Source organism: Phreatobacter stygius (genome assembly GCF_005144885.1).
GTDB lineage: Bacteria > Pseudomonadota > Alphaproteobacteria > Rhizobiales > Phreatobacteraceae > Phreatobacter > Phreatobacter stygius.
Genome location: NZ_CP039690.1, coordinates 4801095 through 4824238 on the forward strand (window position 1 = coordinate 4801095; position 23144 = coordinate 4824238).

A 23144-nucleotide genomic window follows, 5' to 3' on the forward strand; every position below is an offset into this window, starting at 1 on the left:
TGGGGTTATCTGGTCCGCGTCGGTCCGAGCGTCGTGTTGAGCTGCGGCGACCTCCGGCCCTTCGGGGCCGGCGTCGAGACTGTCAACCCCAGGACGGAACGCCTCCCATGAAATGGATCATCCTGCTCACGCTTGCCCTGGCGTCCCTTGCGGCCTCGCCCGCGCGGGCTCAGGCAATTTCCGAATGTCCCGACGATTTCTCGGCCTTTGCAGGCGCGACGGATCCGCTCACCTGCAGCTGTAGCGCGCAAGCCGCCGAGCGCGGGTCGGTCTGGGGCATGGACGTCTATACCGGCGATAGTTCGGTCTGCAAGGCAGCCGTCCATGCCGGCGCGATCACCCGGCGTGGCGGCCAGGTGACGGTGACGCCCGAGGCTGGCCGGCCCGCCTATCCCGGCCTGACCCGCAACGGCGTCAGCTCGTCCAACTACGGTGCCTATGCGTCGAGCTTCCGCTTCGCTGGTGCCGCGGGCCGGCCCAATACCGCCGCCGACGGCAAGTCGTCGGACAGCAAGTCCGGCCCGGCTGGCGTGCCCGCCGAGACCACTGCCGCCATTTCGGAATGCCCTGATGACTTCTCGGTTTTCGCGGAAACCGCCGAGGCCTTGACCTGCAGCTGCAGCGCTCAGGCCGCCGAGCGTGGTTCGGTGTGGGGCATGGACGTCTATACCGGTGATTCCTCGGTCTGCAAGGCAGCCGTCCATGCCGGCGCGATCACCCGGCGCGGCGGCCAGGTGACGGTGACGCCCGAAGCCGGTCGGCCGGCCTATCCCGGCCTGACCCGCAACGGTGTCAGCTCGTCCAATTTCGGCGCTTATGCGTCCAGCTTCCGTGTCGCGGGCGAGCGGCGGGCAGCCAGCGCACCGACAGGCCAGACCACGCAAGTGCTGGTCTCGGAATGCCCGAATGACTTTTCGGCCTTCGCCGACACGTCCGAACCGCTGATCTGCACCTGCAGCGCTCAGGCCGCCGATCGTGGTTCGGTCTGGGGCATGGACGTCTATACGGGCGACTCCTCGGTCTGCAAGGCGGCGGTCCACGCCGGCGCGATCAACCGGCGCGGCGGCCAGGTGACCGTGAGCCCGGACGCCGGCCAGGCGACCTATGCCGGCGTCACCCGCAACGGCATCTCGTCGTCCAATTACGGCTCCTATGCTTCGAGCTTCCGGTTCGGCCCGGCGCCGTCGGGTCCGACAGTGTGCCCGGACAATTTCGTCGCTTTTCAGGAGATCACCGCGCCGCTCGGCTGCACCTGCGACAGGGCGGCGATGGAACGCGGCTCGGTCTGGGGCATGGATGTCTACACGGCCGATTCCTCGGTCTGCAAGGCGGCCGTCCATGCCGGCGCGGTGCCGCGCCAGGGCGGGCTGGTCAGCGTCATTCCGGAGCCCGGGCGCAACGCTTATCCAGGCCTGACCCGCAACGGCGTCACCTCGTCCAACTATGGCCCCTACGACGGCAGCTTCCGCTTTCCGCCGCGCCAGGGCGCGACCGCTGCGGCGCCGGCCAAGATGGCAACGGCGCCGGTTCAGCAGAACATCACGCAGAGCCTGCGCGAGCGCGGCGAGGTCGATCTCTATGTCCAGTTCCGCTTCAATTCGGCGGAGCTGGACCTCTCCGCCGCCGATACGCTGCGCGAGCTGCGCAATGTTCTCGCCGCTGACACCAACCTGAGGCTCGGCCTGATCGGCCATACGGATTCGGTCGGAACCGCCGACTATAATCGCTCGTTGTCCTACCGCCGTGCCGAGGCGGTCGGACGCTGGCTGGTGCAGCAGGGCATCGCCACCAGCCGGTTGACCATCGACGGGCGCGGCCGGGCCGAGCCGATTGCCGACAACGCGACCGAGGCCGGCCGCGCCGCCAACCGGCGGGTTCAGGCGCTGAAGCTCTGACGCCAGGGTGGCCGGCAATCGCCGGCCGCTTCTGTCTCGACGGCCGGCCATCAAAGCACCCCGTCGCGGTCATCCGCGGCGGGTTTGCCGTTCCAGGCCGAATCGGGATCGAGCACGCCATTGCCGGGAAACCCGCGCCTGGCCGGCCCTTTCGCGCGCCTGCATCGGCGTCTGACAATGTCATCGGCGGTTTTCCCCAAGCGGAGCGAATGGGCGCCAAACCTGGCGCTGATGCGGCGCGTCCTGCCCCATTGCCTGGCCAGCGAGCCTGTCCGGCCATCTCCGTCCACAGGCTTCGATCGCGGCTGGACAGATCCGATTTAATATTAGATTGTATGCAACATGCGAAAAAATAATTCGCAGTGAAATGCCGTGGCGGGCGCACGCTTGTCGACCCCTCGGTCCAGGACGAAACGCACGAACCAGAACCAAAAAGGGGGAGGATCAGATGAGCTCGGTAGACACCATCGACACGGCGGGACGCGTCGGCGTCCTGTCGGCCGCCGACGAACGATCGAAGCTCGACGCCATCTACAGGAAGGTGACCTTCAGGCTCATTCCCTTCCTGTTCATCGTCTGGTTGATGGCCTGGCTCGACCGGGTCAATGTCGGTTTCACCAAGCTGCAGATGAACGCCAGTCTCGGCTTCAGCGAGACGGTCTATGGTCTTGGCGCCGGCCTGTTCTTCATCGGCTATTTTTTCTTCGAGGTACCGAGCAACCTGGCTCTCCAGCGCTATGGCGCGCGCAAGACGATTTCGCGCATCGCGATCGGCTGGGGGCTGGCCTGCATCGCCATGATGTTCGTCACGACGCCCACCGGTTTCTACGTCGTCCGCTTCATCCTGGGCGCCTGCGAGGCCGGCTTCTGGCCCGGCGTCATCCTCTATCTCACCTATTGGTTCCCGACGACCCGCTGTTCGAAGGTCTTCGCATTGCTCGGCTGCGCCACCTCGACCTCCGGCGTGGTCAGCGGTCCGATCGCCGGAGTCATCATGGAGAACATGAATGGCCTCAATGCCTGGGCTGGCTGGCAATGGGTGTTCCTGATCGAGGGCATTCCCTCGGTGCTGCTCGGGATCGCCGCCATCTGGGTTCTGAGCGACAAACCGCATGAAGCACGCTGGCTGACCGAGGAAGAGCGTCGCTTGCTGACCCAGGACCTGGAGCGCGACCGCGCCATGGTTGGCGCCCGCGAGCATTCGATCGGCCGGGCGCTGAAAGACCGGCGGATCTGGACTTTCATCTTCATCTATTTCTGCATCATCATGGGCCAGTCGGCGCTGATCTTCTGGGCGCCGACCATCGTCCGGGATCTCGGCTTCACCAACACCGCGACGATCGGCGCGATCGTCTCGGTCGCGTTCTTCATCGGCGTGGTGGCGACCGTGCTCAACGGCATCCATTCCGATCGCATGAAGGAGGTGCGCTTCCACTGCGGCCTGGGCATCCTGACCGGCGGCATCGGTTGCGCGGTGCTGGGTCTGCTGGTCCTGCAGGGCTCGCAATGGGCGATCCTGGCGCTGTGGATAGCGCTTCCCGGAATCCTCTGCTCGATCCCGGTGTTCTGGCAATTGCCGAACAAGATCGTGGTCGGCACCGCCGCGGCAGCCGGCATCGCGCTGATCAATTCGATCGGCAATCTCGGCGGCTTCGGTGCGCCCTTCCTGATGGGTGTGGTCAAGGATGCCACCGGCCATGTCACCATCGCGCTCTGGCTGGTGGCCGCCCTTCTGGTCATCGGCGCCGTGATCACCATGCGCCAGCCGAAGGATACCGCCGCGTGAAGAGGCGCCAAACCGCAGCCAGGATCCCGGACCCTTCGCGGCCCGGGATCGTTTCTTCGGACCGCAGGTGAAGAAGGACGGACGATGAGCGATATCGATCTCGATGGGCGCGACGCCTTCATGGCGCGGGTGCTCGAACTCTGCGGCGAGGCGGATGCCCGGGGCGATTGCCCGGTCGCCTCCATCATCGTCCGCGACGGTGAGGTGATCGGCCAGGGCTCCAACCGGGTGGCGACCGGTGGCGATCCGACCGCCCATGCCGAGGTGGAAGCCATTCGCGACGCGGCCCGCAATCTCGGCAGCGCGGACCTTTCCGGCGCCACGCTCTATTCGGCCATGGAGCCCTGCCCGATGTGCTGCTGGGCCATCAAGGAAGCCCGGATCGGCCGCGTCGTGCTCGGCGCCCGTCATGCCGGCATGCGCCGCATCGACTACGGCGATTATTCGGTCGAGAAACTGATCGGGATGACCGGCTCGGCACTCGAGGTGGTCGACGGCGTGCGGGTCGCCGAATGCGAGGCGGCCAGGCGAGCCTGGAAACGCTGGGTAGAGCCGCCGGCGCGTGTCGCGGACTAAGCTTCGGGTTCGACGGAATTGATCTCACGACGCAGGGGATAGTCTTGGCCAGATCGATCATTCGCAGCCGGTCCATGATCACGCGAGCCCTCGACCGTCACACGGTCGAGGAGATCCCTGACGGCGCATTGCTGCAGGAGGACGGCATCATTGTCGCGATCGGCCGGTTCGATGCGCTGAAGCAGCTGCATCCGGACGTGCCGATCATCGGCAGCGGCAACGAGGTCATGCTGCCGGGCTTCGTCAACGCCCATCACCATGTCGGCCTGACCCCGGTCCAGCTCGGCTCGCCCGACATGCCGCTGGAGCTCTGGTGGATCACCCGCATGGTGATCCGCGACCTCGACCTCTATCTCGACACGCTCTATGCGGCTTTCGAGATGATCGCCTCCGGCGTCACCACGGTGCAGCACCTGCATGGCTGGGTCCCCGGCACGCTGGAGGAGGTCGAGGCGAAATCGAACCAGGTGATCAGCGCCTATCAGGATGTCGGCATGCGGGCATCCTATTGTTACGCCGTGCGTGACCAGAACCGGCTGATGTATCAGTCCGACCGCGCCTTGATCGAAAGCCTGCCGGCCGAGCTCCAGGGCCGGATGAGCCACTGGTTCGGGCGTTTCAAGATCGGCCTGGACGAGAGCATGGATCTGTTCGTCCGGCTCCACCGGAACCACAACGCCAAGCGGCGGGTGAAAGTCCAGCTGGCGCCGGCCAATCTGCACTGGTGCTCCGATCAGGCGCTCACCGCCTTTTCCGACATGTCCAGGAAATATGACGCGCCGATCCACATGCACCTGGTCGAGACGGCCTATCAGAAGGCCTATGCCGGCAAGCGTGGCGGCGGCACGGCGCTCGACTATCTCGATCGCTTCGATCTGTTGAACGCCCGGCTGACGCTTGGCCATGGCGTCTGGCTCTCCGAGCGCGATATCGACAAGGTCGCCGAAACGGGCGTCTGCATCTGCCACAATTGCTCGTCGAATTTCCGCCTGCGCTCCGGCATCGCGCCGCTCAACCGTTTCGAGGCCAGGGGCATCAACACCGCCATCGGCATCGACGAGGCCGGCATCAATGACGACCGCGACATGTTGCAGGAAATGCGCCTTGTGCTGCGCGCGCACCGGGTGCCGGGCATGGCCGAGGCCGACGTGCCGGCCATGGCGCAGGTCCTGCGCATGGCCACGGTGGGCGGCGCCCGGACCACGCCTTTCGGTGAAACCATCGGGACGCTGGAGGTCGGCAAGGCTGCCGATCTCGTGCTGATCGACTGGGACCAGATCGCCTTTCCCTATCTCGACGAGGCGACGCCATTGATCGATGCGGTGATCCAGCGTGCCAAGACCGAGGGTGTCCGGCTGACCATGTGTGACGGCGAGGTGCTCTACCAGGACGGCGAATTCACCCGCGTCGACCGGAAGGACGCCTTGAAACGCCTGCATGACGGATTGCAGAAGCCGCTCTCCGAGGCCGAGCTGGAGCGGCGCGGCCTGTCCAAGGCGATCCTGCCGTTCATCCGCGCCTTCTATGCCGACTATGTCGACGCCAGCTTGCACGAGCCGTTCTATCGGATGAACTCACGGACGTGAGCTCGATGGACAGGCGCTTTCATCGGCCCGAACCCGGTGCGGCAAGATGCGGCGCGACAGCCGCGGAAATTTTTTGGAATTTTGCATACAATGGGCGATGCCGGGCAGATCCGGCACGCCATTGGCCGATCGAGGACTGGGCATGACCGTCGAACCGGTGCCGCGCAAACGCGGCCGACCGCGCAAGGAGGCCTCGGCAAAGGCGGCCGGACAATTCCGGCTGAGCCGGGCCAATCTGCATGAGCGCGCCTTCGACCGACTGCGCACCATGATCGTGCGCGGCAAGCTCGCCCCTGAGACGCCGCTGATCGAGACCGATCTTTGCGACATGCTGGGCGTCTCGCGTACGCCGCTGCGCGAGGCCCTGAAGCTTCTGGCCGCACAAGGCCTGGTGGAACTTCGCCAGAACCGCAGTGCCCGCATCGCGCCGATGCGCATCGACACGATCCATGACCTGTTCGAGGCGATGAGCGGGCTCGAGCGGCTGACCGCGGAACTCGCCGCCGAGCGCATGACCGAGGCCGATCTGGCCGAGCTCCGCCGCCTGCAGGACGAGATGGAGCGTCACGAGGCCGCCGGTGACATGGATGGCTATTTCACCATCAACCAGCAGATCCATTCGGCCATTGTCGCAGGTGCTGGCAACATCACGCTGCGCGAGACCCATGAATGGCTGCTGGCACGCGCCGAGCGCGCCCGCTTCTTCGCGCTGAGTTCGCTCCGGCGCTGGGAAGAGTCGATTGGCGAGCATCGCGCCATTCTTGCCGCACTCGAGGCCCGGCAGGCCGAGACCGCCGGCCGGCTCATCGCCGAACATGTCCAGCATACCGGCCGGGAGGTCGTGCAGATCCTGGCCAATCATCCGACGCTTGCCGGCGTCGCGGCCTGACCTGGAGGCGATCCTTGCGTATTCTGATCCTCAATCCCAACACCACGGCCGGCGTCACCGACCTGCTCGTTGCGGCGGCCCGGCCGGTGGCCGGTCCCGCGACGCGGATCGTTGCGACCACGGCACCGCGCGGCGTGCCCTATATCTCGACCCGTGGCGAAGCCCTGATCGGCGGCGCCATTGCCTTGGAGACGCTGGCCGAGCAGCATTCCGAGGTCGATGCCGCCATCATCGCCGCCTTTGGCGATCCCGGCCTGTTCGCCGCACGCGAACTGTTCGACATCCCGGTCATCGGCATGTCGGAAGCCGCCATGCTCACCGCCTGCATGCTCGGCCAGCGCTTCAGCATCATCACCTTCGCCGCCGCTCTCGGCAGCTGGTACCGCGACTGCGTCGACATGCACGGGCTGTGGGGACGCTGCGCCGGCATCCGTTCGCTCGACGAGAGCTTCGGCCCGGTCGCCGACGTGCAGGTCGAGAAAGAGGCCATGCTGGTGGCCCTCGCCAACCGTGCGGTGCAGGAGGACGACGCCGATGTCGTCATCCTGGCCGGCGCACCGCTCGCCGGGCTTGCCGCCAAGGTGCGCGACCGCATTCCCGTGCCGCTGGTCGATCCGATCGCCGCCGCGGTCAAGCAGGCCGAGGCCCTGGTGGCACTCAATCCGCGCAAGGCGACGGTTGGCACCTTCCGCCGCCCGGCGGCGAAACCGACGACCGGCCTCGGTGATGCACTCGCCGCCCGCATCGAGATGCGCGACCTGCCGGAGGCGGCGGAGTAGGAGAGGGCGACCGCTTAACCTGTCGGCCCGGGAAAGTGGTATCGTCCCCCGATTGCGACCGGTCGTGGCGTCCGAGACGGCGCTTGACTAGCATTCGCCTTTGGCGAAGCGGCAAGGCCGGCATGACGGCTTCGTTTCACTTGATCGGACCTGGCCGAAGGGCCGGGGAAAAAGCGACATGGGAGAGGATGCGATGGTAGCCGCGGCAGCGAAAGTCGACACTCATCAGGCGTCAGACCTGGACATTCTCACCCAGCTCAACCTCGACTACATCAATTCGGTTCAGAACGGCGACGTCAGGCGCTTTGACGAGATTCTCGCCGAGGACTTCTTTTGCAGCAATCCGGACGGCACATTGATCGACCGGGCGCAGTTCCTCCAGCAGACCGCGCAGCCGGTGACGATCAGCGGCCTGACGGTCCGGGACGTGAAGATCCGGATTCTCGATGATGTCGCCATCATCCACGCCGAGACGCACTATGCGGCGCCCGACGGACGTCTGGCGCGCGGCCGCTATACCGATGTCTGGGCGCGCCGGCAGGGCCAATGGCTCGCAGTTTCGGCCCATGTCACGCGCGGTTGAGAGCAAAGATAATGCCCGCCTTGGCGACAAGGCGGGCATTCAGTCGTCAGGCCATGTTCTGAAGGTCCCGGGGGCGGCCGGCCCGCGGGGACCTGCCGCTCATCGGCGCATTACATTCCGCGGCACTGACGCGAACGGCGAATGACGACATCGCCATTCGGCCGCACGCTGCGGACCGAGACGACACGGCAGCGCTCACCTTGCATGATGGTCACGCGACGGTCGCCGCGCATGCCGCGATCATCACGGTGGCCCCGGTCGCCGCGCCGCCAATCACGACGGTCGTCCCGACGGTCGTCGCGCCGATCCCAGTGGCCGCGGTCGCGGTCGGTCCCTACCGTCACTCCGCCTTCACCGGCGCGGATACGGAGGTCCTGCGCTGACGCTGCGAGAGGAGCGGCACAGAGCATCGCGGCGGCGAGTGTCGCAAGAATGAGTTTCTTCATGCCGTATCTCCTCGGGGATTACCCCCAAAATTGTCTCGGGGTTCACCGCGACAACGGCTCGGCAGGCGGTTTGTTCCAGGCGACAGGGGGGCGCTGGCCGACAGCCTGCGCCGGACGGTCCGGCGAAACGCTGCGGCGGCCGAAAAAAGAAGGGCCCGCTCCGTTGCCAGAGCGGGCCAAGGGTGGCTGGGTCAACGGAAATCCACGGCAGCGGATTTCCATCTGATCAATCTACGTTCGCCGAGGCAGGTTGGATCACCCGGTCGGCCAGCCTGCGTGGCTTTCAGGCTCGAGCCGGCCGCAGGGCCTGGGCTCAGGCAAGCAGTTGGTCCCAGGTGTAGAGCGTGCCGCCGACATTGAACTGTTCGATATTGGCGACGTGGTCGGTCTGTACCTGACCGGTCTTGCTTATCCAGTGCAGGACGTGATCGCCCGAGGCGGTGGTTTCGATGAAGGCATCGGAGCCCGGCATGGCCTTGTCCAGGACCATCACGTCCCAGCCGGCGCCGCCGTCATAGAAGCTCTCGGTGGCGCCGTTGAAGGCGACCCGGGCGATCAGGAAGTCATTGCCGATGCCGCCATTGAGTGTCGCGCCCATGAACGATCCGACCAGCGTGTCGTTGCCGATGCCGCCGTCGAGAACGGCGCCCTTGCTGTTATAGGCCGCGGCGACCCAGTCGTCGCCATTGCCGCCGGACAGCTTGTCGAAGTCGCCGCCGCCATAGACGATGTCCTTGCCATTGCCGCCCGAGAGCGTGTCATGGCCGCCGACACCCTGGATGAGGTCGTCGTCATTGCCGCCGGAGATGACATCGACACCCGACGAGCCGGTGATCTTGTCATTGCCGTCGCCGCCATAGGTGTGGCTGGGCTTGGCGGCGGTGCCGCCGGAGAAGGCGGTCATGGTGTCGTTGCCGCTGGTGCCGAACTGGGGCGGCGGCTCGATGCCGAAATTGAAGCCGAAGCTGTCGGCGGTGTTCAGGACATGATCGGTCGGATCGGCCAGCGCGGCGAGCGGGCTGGTCGCGTGCATGGAAGCTTGGGACTTGTTCACGATGGTATCCTCAGGGATCGTTGGTGGATGTGGACCCTGAGTGGCGCTTCCCTTGCGTCAGGTTCATGCGCGCCGAGCTTATTTTTTCGCGATGCAGCAGAAAGACGGTCAGACCGGTCCGGTCAAATGATCCGCAACCGTTCGACATCATCAGCCAGCCAGCGCATCAATTGCCTGGCCGGCGGACTGACCGAGCGCCCGGTCGCGACCAGCAAGCCGATGCGCAACGTGTTGATCGGCGCCGAGGCGAAGGGACGCCAGACGAGCTCGCCCTGCTCGATCTCTTCCAGGAAGCCGAGCCTGGTGAAATAAGCGAGCCCCATGCCGAGCCGGATCGCCCGCTTGACCAGTTGGATCGAGTTGGAGACGAGCCGCGGTTTCAGCGCTTCGCGAAAGCGCGCGAAATCCGGATCGATGTCGGCCGAACGCGGCAACGGCCCGGCCTGGGCCAGGAACGGATAGGCGGCGGCTTCGTCGAAGGTCACGGCGCGGCGGTTCGCCAGCGGGTGATCGGCCGGCATGACCACGCCGATCGGCGCGGAAACCTCGGCCAGGAAACTGACCGTCCTGGGCATCTGGCTGACGAAGGTGAAGCCGATATCGGCCTCGTTTTCGGCCACCATGCGCTCGACGTCGGCCGGTGCCACCGCCATGACCGAGAAGGTGACGGCTGGAAAGCTGGCGCGGAAGCGCTCGAGCGAGCGTGGCAGGAAATCGACCAGCAGGGAATCGACCGCCACCAGCGAGACGTGGCCGGAGCGCGCCGCCCTGAGATCGTCCACCTCGGCGCGTAGCCGGTCGTAATCATGCAGCGTCGTGGTGATATGGGCGAGCAGGAGATCACCGGCCGCGGTCAGCCGCATGCCACTCGACAGCCGGTCGAACAGCGGTGTACCGAATTCGTCCTCGAGCTTCAGAATATGGCGGTTGATCGCGCTCGCCGCGACATTGAGCTTCTGGGCGGCCTTGCGGATCGAGCCGAGCCGCGCGGTCTCGCGGAAATAGCCGAGCGCCGCGGCATGCATCGCGGTCAGCGCTCCCCTGGCGGCCAGGTGGCGACGGTCGGATGGTCCTTGGCCGTGATGGTTTTGGCGTCGGCGCCGCGAGGCGAGCCGAGGCCGGTCACATCAGGCCCGAAATAGTCGCGGTTCACCGCCACCCAGCCCATCAGCCCCTCCGGCAGCCGATCGTCGGCATGGATCGCGGCGACCGGACAGACGGTTTCGCACAGGCCGCAATCGATGCACTCATCGGGATGGATATAGAGCGTTCGTCCGCCTTCATAGATGCAATCGACCGGGCAGGCATCGAGACAGGCCCGGTCCTTCACATCGATGCAGGCCTCGGTGATGACATAGGGCATGGCGCGCCTACCGTCCCTGCCAGACCGGTTTCCGCTTCTCGACGAAGGCGCGTACGCCCTCGTTCGAATCGTCCGAATTCAACGCCTCGACCAGAGCCGGCAGGCGCAGGGCCTGGGCTTCGACCGCGCTGAGATGGGCGGTGCGGCGCACCACCTGCTTGATCGCGCGGATCGACAGGGGCGCGCAGGCCAGCACCTCGCCGACCCACCGATCGACCGCCTCATCGAGCTCGGCCAGCGGCACCACTTCGTTGACCAGCCCGAAGCCGAGCGCTTCCGCCGCCTTGATGCGGCGTCCGGTCAGCAGCATGCCCATGGCGGCGCGGTGTGGGATCTGACGCTGCAGCAAGGTCATGCCACCGTCCAGCGGCATGCGGCCGACACGCGCCTCCGGCAGGCCGAAGGTCGCGTGATCGGCGGCCACCACCAGGTCGCAACCGAGCATCATTTCGAAGCCGCCGCCAACCGCATGGCCGTTGACCCGGGCGATGACCGGCACGTCGAGCGTCTGCCTGAGCGCGATGCCGCCGAAACCGCCTGGCCGGGGCATCGCCCAATAGTCGAGCCCGGATCCGCCGCTGCCGCCCTTCATGTCGGCGCCGGTCGAGAAGGCGCGCTCGCCGGCGCCGGTCAGCACCACCACCCGCACCGAGCGATCCTGTTCGATGCGCGCCCAGATCGCCTGCAATTCCTGCTCGGTCGCCTGGTCGACGGCGTTCATCACCTCCGGTCGGTCGATGGTGACGCGGGCGACGTGATCCGTGACGGTGAAGACGACGGCCATCACTCGGCCGCCCTGATGGTGAGGGCGGCGAGCTCGGCGCGCACCTGGTCGGTGTCGCGGCCGAGCGATGGCGGCGCGATGCGAATCTCGACCGGTGCATCGCTCATGTGGATCGGCGAACCGACCACCCGGATCCGCTCGACCTCGCCATCGGCCTCGATGATCATGGCATTGACCAGGGTCTGCTCGTCGGCGAGCGCCTCGGCCAAGGACTTCACCGGCGCGCAGAGCAGGTCCTGCGCCTCCAGCCGGGCCAGCCAGTGGGCTGTGCTGCCGGACCTGAAGCGGTCGCGGAATATCGCCTGCAAGGCCTGCTTGTTGGCCACCTGGTCGGCAAAACTGGCAAAGCGCGCGTCTTGTCCGAGATGGTCGATGCCGAGCGCGTTGGAGATGTCGCCGAGCGGGTCGGCCTTGAACGCACCGACCATGACCAGTGCGCCGTCGGAGGTTTCGAACACGCCCGAGAGCGGCATGGCGCCCCAGTTCACCTCGCGCCCGCGCATCAGCTGGGCGGCCGCTTCCTGGGTCTGGGCGGCCAGCATGGAATCATAGAGCGACACGGCAATACGCTGGCCGCGTCCGGTCTTCTGCCGCTGCAGGATCGCCAGCAACACGCCTTGGACCATATGCATGCCGGCGGAATAGTCGGCGAAGGTGGTGGCATGCACCGCCAAAGGCTGGTCGTCATTGGAGCGGCGATGCATGACGCCGCTGAGCGCCTGGGCCAGCACGTCCTGCCCGCCCTTGTGGGCATAGGGGCCCTCGAGGCCGAAGCCGGTGCCGACCGCATAGATCAGCCGCGGGTTGATCTTGGCCAGGTCTTCGTAACCGAAGCCCAGCCGCTCCATCACCCCGGCGCGGAAATTGTTGACCACCACGTCGGCGTTGCGGGCGAGCGCGATGACGAAGTCGCGGTCTTCCGGCTTGCGCAGGTCGAGCACGATCGAGCGCTTGTTGCGGTTGAGCGAGCAGAATACCGGTCCGGTGAGGCCCGCCGGGTCGTTCGGGAAGGCGGTGCGCGACAGGTCGCCGGTGCCGGGCTTCTCGATCTTGATGACATCGGCGCCATAGTCGGCGAGCATCTGGGTAGCCACCGGACCCATCATCACCTGGGTGAAGTCGATGACCTTGATACCGGACAACGGCAGGTCTTGCGGCGTGCCTTGCGGCTGGGTGTTGAGAGCGGTCACGCGGCCTTCTCCAGAAGTTTTGCGTTGGCGGAGGGACGATCGCCGGGATCGCCGCCCTGGGCGCGGACACGGGCGCAGATAGCCTGCGGCGTCACGGCACGGGGCTGGATGCCGGCGGCAACCGCGAGCGCGGCGGCAATGCCGGCGGACTGGCCCATGGACATGCAGGGCGGGATTTCGCGCGACATCTTCTGGGCCGATTCCGTCGCCGAATAGTGCCGGCCGGCGACGATCATGTTGTCGATGCCCTTGGGCAGCATCGCGCTGTAAGGGGTGTAATAGTCGCGGCCGCGCGCCACGGTGTCGGGGAAGTGGACGCGCTCCATGACGTCCTCCTTGGTGACGACATAGTCGCCCTCGAGCAGGCGGGTCTGGCGCACGCCGAGCTGCGGCGCGACGTCGACGACGAAGCAGTTTTCGAAGCCCGGCATGTTGGCGCGGACGAAATCGACCAGGGCATAGATCCGCTTGCGGCCCTCGAAATCGGCCTTGGTGATGTCTTCGACGGTCAGTCCGTCGAGGCCGGTCATATGTGGGCAATTGCACCAGACCACGCCCGGCAGCGGCGTCTTCAGCCACCAGAGATCCCAGGAGCCGCCCATGGTGCGCTTGGCCTGCCGGTCGACCAGGGCGTATGTCTCCGGCTCTTCGAAGCGGAAGCGTTCAGCCGCTTCGGTGTCGACGCCGCCGAGGCGGAACACGGTGGTGAGGATGTAGGAGCCGTGGACGAAATTGGCGCCCGCGGCGGCGGCCACGTCGAGGTCGCCGGTGGCGTCGATCACCACGTCGCCCATGATCGCCTGGCGGCCGGCCTTGGTCTCGCAGATCACCCCCTTGATGCGGTTGCCGTCCATGACGGCGCGCGAGAACCAGGAGTGCAGCCGGACGTCGACTTTCGCCTCCGCGATCATCTCGTTGGCGATGCGCTTCCAGCCGTCAGGATCGAACGAGGCGGCCATGACGATCGGTGCCGGCTTGGTCTGGGCGCGGAAGTCGAAAGCGCCCCAGCGGGCCCATTTGCGATAGAGCTCATGGCTCTGGCCGCGCTCCTCCGGTGGCGGGAAGACGCAGGCGCCGACCCTGGCCATCCGGTCGATCATCTCGGTGCAGATGCCTGTCGTGGTCACCTCGTCGCCGTTGTGCATGTCGTCGAGCACCAGCACCATGCCGCCGGCGGCAAGCCCGCCGAGATAGGGATAGCGCTCGATCATGGTGACGGACGCGCCTTCGCGGCGCGCGGCGACCGCGGCCGAGAAGCCGGCGGGGCCACCGCCGACCACCACCACGTCGGAGCGCGCGACGACGGTCGCCTCGCCCGGCGGTTCGACAATGCGATCCTGCGCGACGCGCTCCTGGCCCGAATGCTTGTGGGTCACGGCGACCTCCCGATTGTTCAGTGAGCGTTTGCCGGCTGCCAGCGCACCACCAGTTGCTCGACGGCGACGATGGTGACGAAGAACAGCACGGAGAAAGCGGAGCCGACGAGGACGGTTGCGTAGAGCATCGCCGAGTCGAAATTGTAGGTGGACTGGATGATCAGGGCGCCGATGCCGGTGGTCGACCCGATCCACTCGCCGACGATGGCGCCGATCACCGAGGTGGAGGCGGCAATCTTCAAGGCCGAAAACAGGAAGGGCAGCGAGTTGCGCAGCCTGAGCTTGAAGAACACCTCGCGATTGGAGGCCGACAGCACGCGCATCAGTTCCATCGCCTGCGGGTTCACCGATTCAAGCCCGCGCACCATGTTGACCAGGGTCGGGAAGAAGCAGATCAGCGCCGCGATGGCGATCTTCGGCTCCATCCCGTTGCCGAGCAGCAGCACCAGGATGGGCGCCTTGGCCACGACAGGAATGGTGTTGACCACCACGACGACCGGGAAGAACGCCTCTTCCAGCGCCTTCTTGTGGACGAAGACCGTGGCGATCAGGATCGCCGCGAGATTGCCGAGGGTGAAGCCGGCGAGCGCCTCGATGGCGGTCGGCAGCAGGTTCTCCAGCAGGATGTCGATCTTGGTCCACAGCGTATAGGCGACCAGCTGTGGCGACGGCGCGACGAAGACCGGCACCTTGAACAGCCAGACAATGCCGGCCCAGAGCGCCAGGGCGAACAGGATGCCGGCGGCCGGCAGCAACCGCCGCCGCCATTGCAGCCGGCGGCGCGAGATGCGGTGAGCCTCTTCGGCCGCGGCGAGGCCCGGATCGATAGCGAGATCGACGGATGTCATATGCCCCTCCCCAATGCGTCCCGGAGCGTGCTGGCCATGGTCACGAAAGCCTGCGTTTCGCGAATGCTGAGGTCGCGATCGCTGGGCAGATCGACCGGCACGGTCGCCGCGACCCGGCCGGGATTGGCGGCCAGCACCAGCACCTGCTCGCCAAGGAACATCGCCTCGTAGACCGAGTGGGTGACGAACAGGATGGTCGTCTTGGTCTCGTGCCAGATGCGCCGGAGTTCCTCGTTGAGCCGGTCTCGGGTGATCTCGTCGAGCGCGCCGAACGGCTCGTCCATCAGCAACAGGCGGGGGCCGCCGAGCAGCGCGCGGGCGATCGACACGCGCTGGCGCATGCCGCCGGACAATTCATGCGGGAAACTGCCTTCCCAGCCCTCGAGCCCGACCAGCTTCAGCAGTTCCCGCGGGGTCGGCGCATTGGACGCCAGCGGCCGGCAGCCGCCGACTTCCAACGGCAGCTCGACATTCTGCAGTGCCGTACGCCAGGGCAGCAGCGCGGCGTCCTGGAACACGAAACCGAAGGAGCGGGCCTGGCGCGCCTCCTCGGGCGACATGCCGAACACCGAGACGTCGCCCGATGAGGGCGAGACCAGATCGGCGACCACCCGGAGAAGCGTCGACTTGCCACAACCCGACGGTCCGAGCAGGCTGAGGAACCCGCCTGGGTTCACCGAGAACGAGACGTCGTGCAGCGCGGTGACGGTGCGCCGGTCGGTGACGAACCGGACCGAGATATTCCGGCAATCGACGGCATTCGAAGGCGCGCGCATGGTGGGTCTATCCCGGCTCGTTCGACAAGGATGCTGTTTCCGGCACAAGGCTGCGCATGACCGGAAACGCGTCGCTGAGGCGCTGCTGCGCTAGCCGATCCTGGCCCGCGCCTCGGCGGTGGCTTTCAGGATGTCGAGGGTCATGACCTCTTCGAGCTTCGGCGTTTTGCGGCTGAACTGGCCGAGCTGCGCATAGAGGTCGATCTGCTCCTGCCAGACCTGCGGGTCCATGGTGCCCCAGCCTTCCGCTGCGGTGCGCGACGAGAAGGCGTATTCGAGCATGACATCGAGCGCGACACGCTCGTCGGCGCGATTGAGATTGGTGAACTCCTTGACCAGGAGATCGACCGCGGCGTCCCTGTTGGCATGGGCATAGGCCCAGCCCTTGGCACTGGCGCGCAGGAATTTGGCCAGCACGTCGGCCTTCTTCTGGATGGTGTCGACGGTGGCGTAATAGGGCAGGGCGTAGAGCCTGACCCCGGCATCCCACAGCCTCAGATCGACGCGGTCGGGACCGAGCACCTTGAGAGCGGTGGTGTTGGTCAGCCAACCCGTGACGACGTCGACCTGGCCGGTCAGAAGCGGCGACATGTCGGCGCCGATGGTGACGATCTGCACGTCGCGCTCGGTGATCTTGTTCTTGGCAAGCAGCGCGCGCAGCAGGATGACGCCGGTCGCCTGGACGCCGACCTTCTTGCCGATCATGTCTTTCGGCTCGCGCACCGGGTTCTTCTTCAGCGAGAAGAAGGTGTAGGGGTGCACTTGCGCGCCGGTGGCGAAACAGCGGATCGGCAGGTCCTGCGACGCGGCCAGCATCAAGGACGGGCTGGACGAGACCTGGCCAACCTCATGCCGGCCGGACGCGACCACCGCGACGCCGTCAATGTTCGGGCCGCCGGCCTGGAAGCGCAGTTCGATGCCTTCCTGCGCATAGTAGCCGAGCTGCTTGGCGCAGACCTCGCCGATCTGGTTGCCGCCCAGCAGCCAGCCGAGCTGGAAATTGATCACCGGGCGCGCCTGGGCATGGGCGCCGGACCCGACCTCGACACCGACGAAGACGCCCGCCGCGGCAGTCGTCTTCAAGAAGTTCCTGCGATCCATCATCTCTCGCGCTCCCCTGGTTGCGCTGGATAGCCGCCGGTTCCGGCTGTGCTGATGGACCGTCATGAAAACATAACAAGAGCGTTCTCAGAAGATCAATTATTCGGCAGTTATGTCCTAAAAATTAGGACGCCTGGAGAGTGATTGACCCTGGCCCCGGCCGATGCTTGCCTCGCCCCCGAGGAGATCGCCATGGCCCTGGTCCTGACCCACGCCACCGTGCTGACCGTCGATCCGCAAGATCGCGTGCTCGATGATCGGGACATCCGGATCGATGGCCGGACGATCGCCGCGATCGGTCCGGGCGGCACGCTGGCAATCCCCGGTGACATCACGCTCGACTGCACCCGGGGTCTGGTCATGCCCGGTCTCGTCAACACCCATACCCATGCCGCGACCGCCTTGTTCCGCGGGCTTGCCGACGACAAGCCACGCGAGTTCTGGCCGGAGGGCGGCTACAGCGTGCCCGGCCAGGAGCGCTTCACCATGGCCGACTATCGCGGCTCGCTGGCGGCGGCCTGTGCCGAGTTCCTCGGCAACGGCGTCACCACCATTGCCGATCGTGTCGCCGGGATGGACCAGCTGGCGCCGGTCATTGCCGCCAGCGGCATGCGCGCGGTGGTCGGCAGCACCATCGCCGATGCCGGAGGGCCGGTCGACTGGGGGGCGACCGAGCGTGTCATCGAGCGTTACGGCGTCGATCCCATGGCCTCGCGGATTTCAGCCGGCATAGCGCCGCATGCGCTCGACACCTGCTCGGACGCGCTGCTGGCCGAATGTGCGCGCCGCGCCGAGAGGCACGGCGCCAAGGTGTTCCTGCATGTGGCGCAGAGCGCGGCGGAGGTCGCGAGCATCCGCCGGCGTGGCCATTCCGGGGCGCTCGCCTGCCTGCGGTGCGCGGGGCTGACCGGACCGGATGTGATCGCCGCCCATTGCATCTATCTCGACGAGGACGAGATCGACGGTTTCTGCGCCGACGGCACGGCGATCTGCCATTGCCCGGCGAGCAATCTCAAGATCGAGGCACGCACCCTTCCGCTTGCCCGCTATCTCGGCCGTACGCCGGTCGGTCTCGGTACCGACTGGACCGCCTCGAACAACAGCATGGACATGTTCTGGGAAATGCGGCTGGCGGCCCTGGTCGGTAAGATGAAGGCCGACGATCCGACCGTGCTGGACACCAGGCAGATGCTGCGGCTGGCGACCCTTGACGGCGCCAAGGTACTCGGCATCGACCACCTGGTCGGCAGCGTCGAACCCGGCAAGCGCGCCGACCTGGTCGTGCTCGACCTGGCGGCGCTCGAAATGGCCCCGTTGCACGACGCCATCTCGAACGTCGTCTATTCGGCATCGCCGCGCAGCGTCCGGGACGTGCTGGTCGATGGCGAGATCCGGGTGAGGGATCATCGCCTCGTACAGGACCACCGGAGCTGGGCCGAGGCGAGCTGATCGCCGCGGGCCAGCGCGCGGCGAGCGCGTCACGATGTCCTGGGCGCGTATATGTAAGATGTGTGCATCGTCGAATCGGATCTGCGCCCAGCAGACAGTCTCCGCCCCGGATTGCCGGCATGCCGATAGCGAAGGCGCGCCTCATGATCGGAGTTGTCTCATGATTGGCCGGGCGACCGCCGCGCCGGCCGTTCCGTCGGCCTGTCTCGGCTTGCTGAGCGCGGCGCCATGAACGCCGATGCGTCCGAATCCCGACACAAACCGCTCCTCCGGCGCCTGCGCGAGATTCCCGGCGGGATCTGGGCGCTGGGCTTCGTCTCGCTGCTCATGGATATCTCCTCCGAGATGATCCATGCCCTCCTGCCGGTCTATCTTGTGACCGTGCTCGGCACGTCGATGCTGACGGTCGGCGTGATCGAGGGCATTGCCGAGGCGACGGCTTCCATCGTCAAGGTCTTTTCGGGGGTGCTGTCGGACTGGCTTGGCAAGCGCAAGATCCTGGCGGTGTTGGGTTATGGCCTGGCGGCCTTCGCCAAGCCGGTCTTTCCGCTTGCCAGTTCGGTATCCTGGCTGGTCGCCGCCCGCTTCGTCGACCGTGTCGGCAAGGGCATCCGTGGCGCGCCGCGCGATGCACTGGTGGCCGACATCGCTCCGCCTCATCTGCGCGGAGCAAGCTTCGGCTTGCGCCAGTCGCTCGACACGGTGGGGGCCTTTCTCGGGCCTGCTATCGCCATCGTCCTGATGTGGCTCACCCTCGACAACTTCCAGCTGGTTTTCTGGGTCGCCGTGATCCCGGCCTTCCTGGCGCTCGGCCTCCTGGTCTTCGCGGTCAAAGAGCCCGCACGGCCGCCGGAACTGCGGGCCGTTCGCATGCCGCTCAGCTTGCCGGAGCTGCGCCGGCTCGGGCCGCGCTACTGGCGGGTGGTCGGGATCGCGACCGTCTTTTCGCTCGCCCGCTTCAGCGAGGCCTTCCTGATCCTGCGCGCTCAAGGTGCGGGCCTGCCGATCGCGCTTGTGCCACTCGTGCTGGTTCTGATGAATGTCGTCTATGCCTTCGCGGCCTATCCCGCCGGCGTTCTGTCCGATCGTGTCGACCGGGGGAAAGTGCTGGTCTTCGGCTTGGCGCTGCTGATCGGCGCCGATCTCGTCCTGGCCTTTGCCGACGGCCTTGCCGGCATCGCTCTCGGCGTCATCCTGTGGGGCCTCCACATGGGCTTCACCCAAGGACTGCTGGCAACGCTGGTCGCGGACTCGGCGCCAGCCGAGTTGCGCGGCACCGCCTATGGAATCTTCAACCTCACCGGCGGCATCGCTCTGCTTGTCGCGAGCGTCACGGCGGGTGTGTTGTGGGACTGGTCCGGGCCTCAAGCCACTTTTCTGGCCGGCGCCGGGTTTGCCGCCCTGGCTCTGGCTGGACTTCTTGTCATGCGCCGGAAGCAACACCGGCGCTGAATGGGGAGGTCCCGTCTCCGAGAACGCGGCGACCGCCTTGCGGAGCCCGGCGATCTCGGCACAGTGGGGTTTCAAGGCACGGGGCCGGGCCGTCAGCCGATCTGGTCGGCCCTTGGCGCATCGCTCGCAAGCGGAGACCATCATGCAGATCCCGGAGAAGGCGGCGCTGCTGCGCATCTTCATTGGCGAGGATGACAAGGACGATGGACGGCCGCTTTACGAATCGATCGTTCTGCATGCGCGCGAGGCGCATCTTGCCGGAGCGACCGTGCTGCGCGGCCCGCTCGGCTTCGGGCGGTCGAGTGTCCTGCACACCGCCAAGATCCTTCGTCTGTCGCAGGACCTGCCGATCGTGATCGAGATCGTCGACACGAACGAGAAAATCCAGGCTTTCCTGCCGACCTTGAGGACACTCACCCGCAGCTGCCTGATCACGCTCGAGGACGTGACCGTCATTCGCTACGGTGATGATGAGTCAGGTGTTGATCCGGCCGCGCGCGGCACGCGCGAAGCGGGCCGCTGAGCGGCCATTCCGCAACACGGGGATCTCGGGTTTTCATGAGCGTCGCAGCTTGTTTCCTCGTGCTGGTCGGCGGCTTCCTTGGCGGCGTCTCGCGCTTCGCCCTGTCCGGCATTGTCGGGCGGCGGATCGGCGAGACCTTTCCGTGGGGCACGCTGATCGTCAATGTCACCGGCGCCTTTCTCATCGGAATCGCGACCGGCCTGGCGCGCTCGTCCGGCGGCATCTTTGCCGGCGACCTGTTCCGTGATTTCGTCGTGGTCGGCCTTCTCGGCGGCTATACGACGGTCTCGTCGTTCTGCCTGCAGACGCTCAACCTTGCGCTCGCCGGCGAGCGCCGTTCCGCGGTCTTCAACATCATCCTGTCGGCCGGCCTTTGCCTTGCGGCCGTCGCCATCGGCTTCTGGACGGTCAAGCCATGACCGGTGTGAACCCGACCCGCGCGACGGACCGGATGCGCGCCTTGAAGGTCTATTGGGCTGTCGGCTGCGGCGCGGCGATCGGGTCGCTGTTGCGATTTCTGTCGGGCGAGCTGATCGTCTCGGCGCTGGGCCTCAGCGCGCTGGTGACGACCGCCGTCGTCAATGTGGTCGGGTCCTTCGTGATCATGGTCTTCGCCACCCTGACCGGGCCCGATGGTCGCCTGCTCGTTGGCGCCACCAGCCGCCAGTTCGTCATGGCCGGGCTCTGCGGCGGCTTCACCACCTTCTCGGCGATGAGTCTGGACGCCTTCATCCTGCTGCTGGAGGGGGACATCGCGCTCGCATTGGCCTATCTCGCGGCGGTGGTCGGGCTGTCGCTCGCCGCCGCCTGGTTTGGTTTCGGGCTGGCCGTGCGGATCAACCGGTAACGATCGGCAAATGACGGTGAAACCGGCCGGAAAAAAAAGGGCCGGTCATGTTTGCCTGACCGGCCCGGGAACTGCACGTTTTCCGTCAAGAGCCTGTTCGGGCTCGCGAAATGGCTGACGCCTAGATTGGATTCAGAGCTTCAGCCGGCCTGCCGTCATTCCGGCTTTGCGTCCTTGGCTGAAGCCTTTTTGGCCGCGGGGGCTGCCCGAGCGGCCTTGCCGGCTTCCACCGCCTTGGCCGGCTTGGCGGTTTCCTTGGCCGCCGTCGCCTTGGGCGTCTCGGCCTTGGGCGTCTCGGCTTTGGGCGTGTCGGCCTTGGCGGTCTTGGGCGCCGGTTTCGGAGGCGGGCTTGCCATCTTGGCCTTGCGCTCGACCGTCCCGGCCAGATGGGCCGAGCCCCGGCCGCGCCGCTCCTCGATGGCGAGCCGCTCGAGGCGAGCATTGACCCGGCGCAGCGCCCGCGCGAACACCTGCTTCTTGGCGGACTGGCCGAGTTCGCTTGGCGCCTCGGCTGCCACGCCGCGCGGTTCGGCCTTGCCGCGGCGAACGCGACGGCGGTCGCGGACGATGTCGCTTGCCTTGGCGCGCCGCTCGCGCAGCCAGCCGGCGAGCTCGATCAGGTCTGCCCGCTTGGCGGTTTCCAGCGCGGGATAATGGCTGGCGGCCACCGGCTCATATTCGTCTTCGGCCAGGAGGCGGCGTTCGGCGGCAATGGCGATACCCATGGTTTCAACCTTTCTTGTTGGTCCGGATCGTTTGTCCGGGATGGTCAAATCCTGTTTTCATATTCGCCCATACCGAACCTGCATGGCAGGCCGGTCGGGTGATCAGAGCATCCCTTGCACGTGGTCAAATTGCGGCAAAGCAACCGGCACGTGCGGAACGCTGCGTCAGCACGTTCTCGCCCGGACTCCAGGCGAGCCATATATGTCATTGAAGAGATTGATTTTTTGATCGAAGCTGGAATCGAATTCGAAAGGACGGTGCCACGCGGCCGGATCGAATTCGCTACTCGCTATGTGCCACTCGCGCGGTTCACACCGGCAGCGGCACCGCGCAGCTCTGGCCGCCGTCGACGGGAATGCTCACCCCAGTGATGAACTTGGCTTCGTCGGACGCCAGGAACAAGGCGGCATTGGCGACATCGAAGGCGGTGCCCATATGGCCCATCGGCACGGCGCGGCCGCGCGCCGCGACCATCTCCTCGATCGAGCCATATTGGCCGGAGATCTGCTTGTAGATCAGCGGCGTGTCGATCATGCCGGGCATTACGCAATTGGCGCGGATGCCGTGCGGGGCATATTGCAGGGCGAGCGCGACGGTCGCCTGGTTCACCGCGGCCTTGGCGGCGTAATAGGCAAAATAGGGGTAACCGGTCCAGCGGATGGCGGCCAGCGACGAGATATTGACGATGACACCGCTCTTCTGCGCGATGAAATGCGGCAGCACCGCCTTGGCGGTGCGATAGACCGAGCCGATATTGATGTCGAGATTGCGCCGGAACGCGTCTTCGTCGAGGTCGACCGGCCCGCCATGCAGCACCACGCCGACATTGTTGTGCAGGATGTCGAGCTTGCCGAAGCGGCCGAGCGCGGCCTGGACCGCAGCTTCGACCGCGGCGAGGTTGGTGGTGTCGGCGGTGACCGCGATGGCCTCGCCGCCTTCGCCGCGGATGATCGCAGCGGTCTCTTCGGCCGCGGCCTCCGCCATATCGACCGAGATCACCTTGGCGCCCTCGCGCGCATAGGTCACCGCGGCGGCCTTGCCGTTGCCCCAGCCGGGACCGGACGAACCGGCCCCGAAGACGATGGCGACACGATCTTTCAGGCGCATGGCAGCAC

24 protein-coding genes are annotated in these 23144 nt (G+C 66.3%); 12 read left to right on the forward strand and 12 right to left on the reverse strand.

Annotated features, from left to right (window positions below):
• Nucleotides 1–107 precede the first annotated feature (107 nt).
• The 7 genes from E8M01_RS22555 to E8M01_RS22585 all read left to right on the forward strand — a co-directional run bounded on the left by E8M01_RS22555 (nucleotide 108) and on the right by E8M01_RS22585 (nucleotide 8094).
• Nucleotides 108–1895, forward strand: coding sequence for an LCCL domain-containing protein (locus E8M01_RS22555; RefSeq protein WP_170182025.1), 1788 nt, complete (start codon nucleotides 108–110; stop codon nucleotides 1893–1895).
• A gap of 448 nt (nucleotides 1896–2343) precedes the next feature.
• Nucleotides 2344–3681, forward strand: coding sequence for an MFS transporter (locus E8M01_RS22560; protein WP_136962217.1), 1338 nt, complete (start codon nucleotides 2344–2346; stop codon nucleotides 3679–3681).
• Between the two features lie 84 nt (nucleotides 3682–3765).
• Nucleotides 3766–4257 (forward strand): nucleoside deaminase, encoded by a 492-nt coding sequence (locus E8M01_RS22565; protein WP_215908783.1) that lies wholly within the window; start codon nucleotides 3766–3768, stop codon nucleotides 4255–4257.
• Nucleotides 4258–4301: 44 nt separating this feature from the next.
• Nucleotides 4302–5843 (forward strand): amidohydrolase family protein, encoded by a 1542-nt coding sequence (locus E8M01_RS22570; protein ID WP_136962218.1) that lies wholly within the window; start codon nucleotides 4302–4304, stop codon nucleotides 5841–5843.
• Between the two features lie 142 nt (nucleotides 5844–5985).
• The gene (locus tag E8M01_RS22575) at nucleotides 5986–6732 is read left to right on the forward strand and encodes a GntR family transcriptional regulator (RefSeq protein WP_136962219.1); all 747 of its coding nucleotides are present in this window, start codon (nucleotides 5986–5988) and stop codon (nucleotides 6730–6732) included.
• A gap of 14 nt (nucleotides 6733–6746) precedes the next feature.
• Nucleotides 6747–7511: an aspartate/glutamate racemase family protein gene (locus E8M01_RS22580; RefSeq protein WP_136962220.1), complete on the forward strand. Its 765-nt coding sequence runs from the start codon at nucleotides 6747–6749 to the stop codon at nucleotides 7509–7511.
• A 193-nt stretch (nucleotides 7512–7704) separates the two neighbouring features.
• Nucleotides 7705–8094, forward strand: a complete 390-nt coding sequence (locus tag E8M01_RS22585; RefSeq protein ID WP_136964761.1) for a nuclear transport factor 2 family protein — start codon at nucleotides 7705–7707, stop codon at nucleotides 8092–8094.
• A 110-nt stretch (nucleotides 8095–8204) separates the two neighbouring features.
• On the opposite strand, the gene E8M01_RS22590 is transcribed toward E8M01_RS22585, so the two are convergent.
• The 10 genes from E8M01_RS22590 to E8M01_RS22635 all read right to left on the reverse strand — a co-directional run bounded on the left by E8M01_RS22590 (nucleotide 8205) and on the right by E8M01_RS22635 (nucleotide 17035).
• Nucleotides 8205–8540 (reverse strand): hypothetical protein, encoded by a 336-nt coding sequence (locus E8M01_RS22590; protein ID WP_136962221.1) that lies wholly within the window; start codon nucleotides 8538–8540, stop codon nucleotides 8205–8207.
• 313 nt (nucleotides 8541–8853) lie between these two features.
• Nucleotides 8854–9594 carry a calcium-binding protein gene (locus E8M01_RS22595; protein ID WP_136962222.1) on the reverse strand — a complete coding sequence of 247 codons (741 nt, stop codon included), beginning with the start codon at nucleotides 9592–9594 and terminating at the stop codon, nucleotides 8854–8856.
• Nucleotides 9595–9716: 122 nt separating this feature from the next.
• A complete protein-coding gene (locus E8M01_RS22600) occupies nucleotides 9717–10619 on the reverse strand; it encodes a LysR family transcriptional regulator (RefSeq protein ID WP_136962223.1) in 903 nt (300 codons plus the stop codon).
• 5 nt (nucleotides 10620–10624) lie between these two features.
• Nucleotides 10625–10957: a ferredoxin gene (gene fdxA / locus E8M01_RS22605; protein ID WP_136962224.1), complete on the reverse strand. Its 333-nt coding sequence runs from the start codon at nucleotides 10955–10957 to the stop codon at nucleotides 10625–10627.
• Between the two features lie 7 nt (nucleotides 10958–10964).
• Nucleotides 10965–11741 (reverse strand): enoyl-CoA hydratase-related protein, encoded by a 777-nt coding sequence (locus E8M01_RS22610; RefSeq protein WP_136962225.1) that lies wholly within the window; start codon nucleotides 11739–11741, stop codon nucleotides 10965–10967.
• Entirely contained in the window at nucleotides 11741–12931 is a 1191-nt protein-coding gene (locus E8M01_RS22615) for a CaiB/BaiF CoA transferase family protein (RefSeq protein WP_281287798.1), read from the reverse strand. The genes E8M01_RS22610 and E8M01_RS22615 overlap by 1 nt, the downstream gene beginning before the upstream one ends.
• Complete coding sequence (locus E8M01_RS22620; RefSeq protein ID WP_425467677.1) at nucleotides 12928–14307, reverse strand: FAD-dependent oxidoreductase; 1380 nt, start codon at nucleotides 14305–14307, stop codon at nucleotides 12928–12930. The genes E8M01_RS22615 and E8M01_RS22620 overlap by 4 nt, the downstream gene beginning before the upstream one ends.
• Before the next feature lie 17 nt (nucleotides 14308–14324).
• The gene (locus E8M01_RS22625; RefSeq protein ID WP_136962226.1) at nucleotides 14325–15155 is read right to left on the reverse strand and encodes an ABC transporter permease; all 831 of its coding nucleotides are present in this window, start codon (nucleotides 15153–15155) and stop codon (nucleotides 14325–14327) included.
• A complete protein-coding gene (locus tag E8M01_RS22630) occupies nucleotides 15152–15931 on the reverse strand; it encodes an ABC transporter ATP-binding protein (RefSeq protein ID WP_136962227.1) in 780 nt (259 codons plus the stop codon). The genes E8M01_RS22625 and E8M01_RS22630 overlap by 4 nt, the downstream gene beginning before the upstream one ends.
• Before the next feature lie 90 nt (nucleotides 15932–16021).
• A complete protein-coding gene (locus E8M01_RS22635; protein WP_136962228.1) occupies nucleotides 16022–17035 on the reverse strand; it encodes an ABC transporter substrate-binding protein in 1014 nt (337 codons plus the stop codon).
• 141 nt (nucleotides 17036–17176) lie between these two features.
• Between E8M01_RS22635 and E8M01_RS22640 the strand changes: the two genes are divergently transcribed.
• The 5 genes from E8M01_RS22640 to crcB (E8M01_RS22660) all read left to right on the forward strand — a co-directional run bounded on the left by E8M01_RS22640 (nucleotide 17177) and on the right by crcB (E8M01_RS22660) (nucleotide 21303).
• On the forward strand, nucleotides 17177–18481 hold the full coding sequence (locus tag E8M01_RS22640; protein ID WP_136962229.1) for an amidohydrolase family protein: 1305 nt from the start codon (nucleotides 17177–17179) through the stop codon (nucleotides 18479–18481).
• Between the two features lie 228 nt (nucleotides 18482–18709).
• Entirely contained in the window at nucleotides 18710–19933 is a 1224-nt protein-coding gene (locus E8M01_RS22645; protein ID WP_136962230.1) for an MFS transporter, read from the forward strand.
• Nucleotides 19934–20075: 142 nt separating this feature from the next.
• A complete protein-coding gene (locus tag E8M01_RS22650) occupies nucleotides 20076–20456 on the forward strand; it encodes a DUF190 domain-containing protein (RefSeq protein WP_136962231.1) in 381 nt (126 codons plus the stop codon).
• Nucleotides 20457–20491: 35 nt separating this feature from the next.
• Complete coding sequence (gene crcB / locus E8M01_RS22655; protein WP_136962232.1) at nucleotides 20492–20875, forward strand: fluoride efflux transporter CrcB; 384 nt, start codon at nucleotides 20492–20494, stop codon at nucleotides 20873–20875.
• Nucleotides 20872–21303, forward strand: coding sequence for a fluoride efflux transporter CrcB (crcB, locus tag E8M01_RS22660; protein WP_136962233.1), 432 nt, complete (start codon nucleotides 20872–20874; stop codon nucleotides 21301–21303). The genes crcB (E8M01_RS22655) and crcB (E8M01_RS22660) overlap by 4 nt, the downstream gene beginning before the upstream one ends.
• Nucleotides 21304–21458: 155 nt before the next feature.
• Here crcB (E8M01_RS22660) and E8M01_RS22665 read toward each other — a convergent pair whose 3' ends face one another.
• Nucleotides 21459–22028 (reverse strand): hypothetical protein, encoded by a 570-nt coding sequence (locus E8M01_RS22665; protein WP_136962234.1) that lies wholly within the window; start codon nucleotides 22026–22028, stop codon nucleotides 21459–21461.
• A gap of 310 nt (nucleotides 22029–22338) precedes the next feature.
• Nucleotides 22339–23136 (reverse strand): SDR family NAD(P)-dependent oxidoreductase, encoded by a 798-nt coding sequence (locus tag E8M01_RS22670; protein WP_246088389.1) that lies wholly within the window; start codon nucleotides 23134–23136, stop codon nucleotides 22339–22341.
• Nucleotides 23137–23144 lie beyond the last annotated feature (8 nt).